Raw genomic sequence first — 3,686 nt, 5'->3', positions numbered from 1 at the left:
TAACTCTTCTAACATATACAAATTATGTAGTGATCGTGGCTATTATCTCATAAATCATTTAGGATTGCTATATATCCACTACTCAAATAGAATGAAATAGCCCTGATATGCTATCTTGGTTCAAAGAAGTCGGGGCTGGGCTATTCTGTTGTTATAATTGAATTTCTTTAAAAATTTAAAATGGAATATACAAAAAATGGTGCTAGGCTAAATAATCAGCATCCTTCACTTGGCAAGTGGATGAGAGTTTTAATGATAGTTATATTAGTCCTGGGTATATTTTTTCGTTTCGCCAATCTCGAAAAAAAAGTTTACTGGCTAGACGAAGGTTACACTTCTCTGCGGATTTCCGGTTATACAGAATCTGAATTTATTCAAGAGTTTGGTGATGGTCAAATCAAGGAGATAAAAAGCCTACAAAAGTATCAGCGGATAAATGCAGAGAAAAGCGTTTTTTACACCGTAAAAGGATTGGCATTAGAAGAGTCTCAACTTACTCCCCTGTACTTTGTAGCAGTGAGATTCTGGGTGCAACTCTTTGGAGATTCAATCGCAGTAACTAGAAGTTTGTCGGCGGTTTTTAGCGTGCTGGCATTACCTTGTATGTATTGGCTAGGCTTAGAATTATTTGAGTCATCGGTGACAGCTTGGTTAGCAGTTGCTATAATAGCTGTGTCGCCTTTTCAGGTAGTTTATGCTCAGGAAGCTCGACCTTACAGTTTGTTGGTCATGTTAATTTTACTGTCAAGCGCGGTCTTGCTACGAGGAATGCGCCGAAAAACTAATAGTAGTTGGGCAATTTATGCTGTAACATTAGTAGTTGGATTTTATTCTCACCTCTTATTTGGAATAGTTGCAATAGGACATGGAATCTATGTATTAATTATCGAAAAATTCCGGTTTAACAAGACGGTAATTGGCTATTTGCTAGCATTAATAGCAGGGTTGATTGCTCTGTCTCCTTGGATTATAGCTTTTATAAAAAATTCGGGCAATGCCACTGATAAAACATCCTGGCTGTCTCTGAGAAGACCTGTTTCAGAATTGATGAAAAGTTGGCTATTGAACATTAGCAATCAATTTTTTGATGTGGGATTTTACTGGAATTTGCCACGACCCTATTTGATATCTACTCTGCCAGTTATTTTAATGATTTTAATAATGGTAGGGTATTCTTTTTATTTACTTGTAAGTAAAACGGAGATGCGAGTTTGGTTGTTTGTTGTGACATTAACGTTCGTGATAGTAGGATTTTTATTACCAGCGGACTTAATTAGGGGAGGGATTCGATCTGTCAACACTCGTTACATGATTCCCTGTTATTTAGGAATCCAGATATGTGTGGCTTATTTTTTTACTCAAGTTCAAGTTACAACTCAATTACAAAAGGTGTGGAGATTAGCTCTAGTTGTTCTGCTCTCAATTGGAATTGCGTCTTGCTGCCTCTATGTGTCAGCAGATCATTGGTGGAATAAAGACCGCTCTTATATTAACATCCGAATCGCCCGCACAGTCAACTCAGCTTCTAAGCCATTAATTATAACAGAGTTTACCGAGTATAGTGTAGATACGATCGGAAATTTACTCGGTATGAGTCACCAAATCGATCCCAAAGCTAAATTATTACTAATGTCACCTAAAAATAATGTTGAAATTCCGGAAAAATTTAACGAGATATTTTTGTACAGTATTTCTCCCGAATTAAAGACAAAAATTGCCCAAAGTAATCAATATAAAATACAAACAATCTATGGTGAAAATGACGCAATGATCCTAGGAAAAATAGTCAAAAAATGATGTTTTATATAGCAACCGCAGGTGAGTTTGTTTAAAATGGAATCTACCAAAGATCGCGATCGACTAAATTCTCATAACCCTTCACTGGACAAGTGGCTGCGATTTTTAATTATCGCCGTATTAGTCATAGGCATTTTATTTCGATTCGCCAATCTCGATCGCAAATTTTACTGGATCGACGAAACATATACTTCTTTGAGAGTTTCGGGCTACACCGAAGCCGAAATAATCAAACAAATTTCGTACCCGAAAATAACCTCGCCTGCGGATTTACAAAAATATCAGCAGATAAATTCCGAAAAAACTTTAAGCGATACCCTGAATTCTTTAGCAACAGAAGACCCCCAACACCCCCCTCTGTATTACGTACTAGCGCGATATTGGGCGCAATGGTTCGGCAGTTCCGTTGCCGCAATGAGAAGTTTGGCTGCGGTGATTAGCCTGCTAGTATTTCCCGCAATTTATTGGCTGGCTTGGGAGTTATTTGAATCTTCAGCAGTAGCGTGGATGGCGATCGCAATTTTCGCAATTTCTCCCTACCACATCATATTTGCCCAAGAAGCAAGACAGTACAGTTTGTGGACAGTAACTACTATTTTATCCAGTGCAGCCTTGCTGCGAGCAATGCGCTCTGACGAAAATCAAAATCCTGTCGCCTTAGTTCTTTCCTGGGCGCTTTATGCAGGCACAGCAACACTGGGATTGTACACCCATTTGTTATTTGTCTGCGTTGCCGCAGCCCACGCAATCTACGTCGCAGTTATTGCCAACTGGCGCGATGTGAAAACATTCATTTCCTATTATGTAGCAGCTTTAATCGCTTTGATCGGCTTCATGCCTTCCCTCATAAATACTGTAGAAAACTTCAATCAAGTTAGAAGCACAACAGTATGGGCCGAACAAACAAATTACTTAAGATTAGTCAGCAGGTGGGTTGGTTCCCTCAGCATAGCATTTTTTGATATAGGCATTGATGGCACTGCCAACGCCACACAACTAGCCTTGCTAATTCCAGTTGGTATCATGATTCTAGCTTTAGTCGGCTATGCCCTTTATTTTTTATACCGACAAACACCAAAGCGAGTGTGGTTGATTGTATTGTTATTAATTGCAACAACTGCTTTGTTTTTAGCAGTACCCGATCTAATCAAGGGTGGAAGGCGATCGGCAAATCCGCGATATTTAGTTCCTTGTTATGTGGGAATTCAGCTAGCACTGGCTTACCTGCTGTCGGCGAAAATTAGTAACAATTTGGAGAAGTTAAAACAGCAAAAACTGTGGAGAACAGTTATAGTTGCAGTTTTTTCCGCCGGTATTATATCCGGTGGAGTTAGTTCTCAAGCAGATATTTGGTGGAATAAAGGCAGCGGTTGGTTGCGTGCCTTGGAAGTAGCTGGGACTGTCAATCAAGCCAGCAATCCCCTAATTATCAGCGATGCCAATATAGCACATATCATGCCTTTAAGTTATCACCTACAACCAAAAGTCAAACTGCTAATAGAACCCCGCTGTTACACTTCTTGCTACAAAAATCGAGAATTGGCAAAGAAAAAACCCCAACCGCCACCAATTCCCGGCGGTTTCAGTGAGTTGTTTTTATACAGACCGTCCTCTACTTTGCGATCGGCAATTCAGCAACAAAACTATCAAATAGATCCGGCTGACCCTAATGTCGAGCTTAATCTGTGGAAAATTACCAAAAAATAATCTAAAACATTAAGGCAAAAAACACGGGTTTGCTACCAAAAAATAAATGTCTTATTCACTGCGACCTACTGACCATAAACGGTATTTTTAGAACTATGTCGCAAGTACAGCACTTTGCGTGACTAAGAGGTACAGTAACAGCAGTGAGCCAAATAATTTTCGATTTGCTTACTTGAACATAA

Annotated in this window: 2 protein-coding genes; both read left to right on the top strand. The window is 39.3% G+C overall.

Annotation, left to right across the window (positions count from 1 at the left end):
- Positions 1-180: 180 nt before the first annotated feature.
- Positions 181-1,797 carry a glycosyltransferase family 39 protein gene (locus tag QUB14_RS28245; RefSeq protein ID WP_333221500.1) on the top strand — a complete coding sequence of 539 codons (1,617 nt, stop codon included), beginning with the start codon at positions 181-183 and terminating at the stop codon, positions 1,795-1,797.
- A 36-nt stretch (positions 1,798-1,833) separates the two neighbouring features.
- Entirely contained in the window at positions 1,834-3,504 is a 1,671-nt protein-coding gene (locus QUB14_RS28240; RefSeq protein WP_333221497.1) for a glycosyltransferase family 39 protein, read from the top strand.
- Positions 3,505-3,686: the final 182 nt, after the last annotated feature.

Origin of the sequence: Microcoleus sp. B3-D2 (assembly GCF_036705345.1) — a bacterium.
Lineage (GTDB): Bacteria > Cyanobacteriota > Cyanobacteriia > Cyanobacteriales > Microcoleaceae > Microcoleus.
The sequence above is the reverse complement of the archived record's forward strand: the minus strand, read 5'-3'. Positions and strand labels throughout refer to the sequence as shown.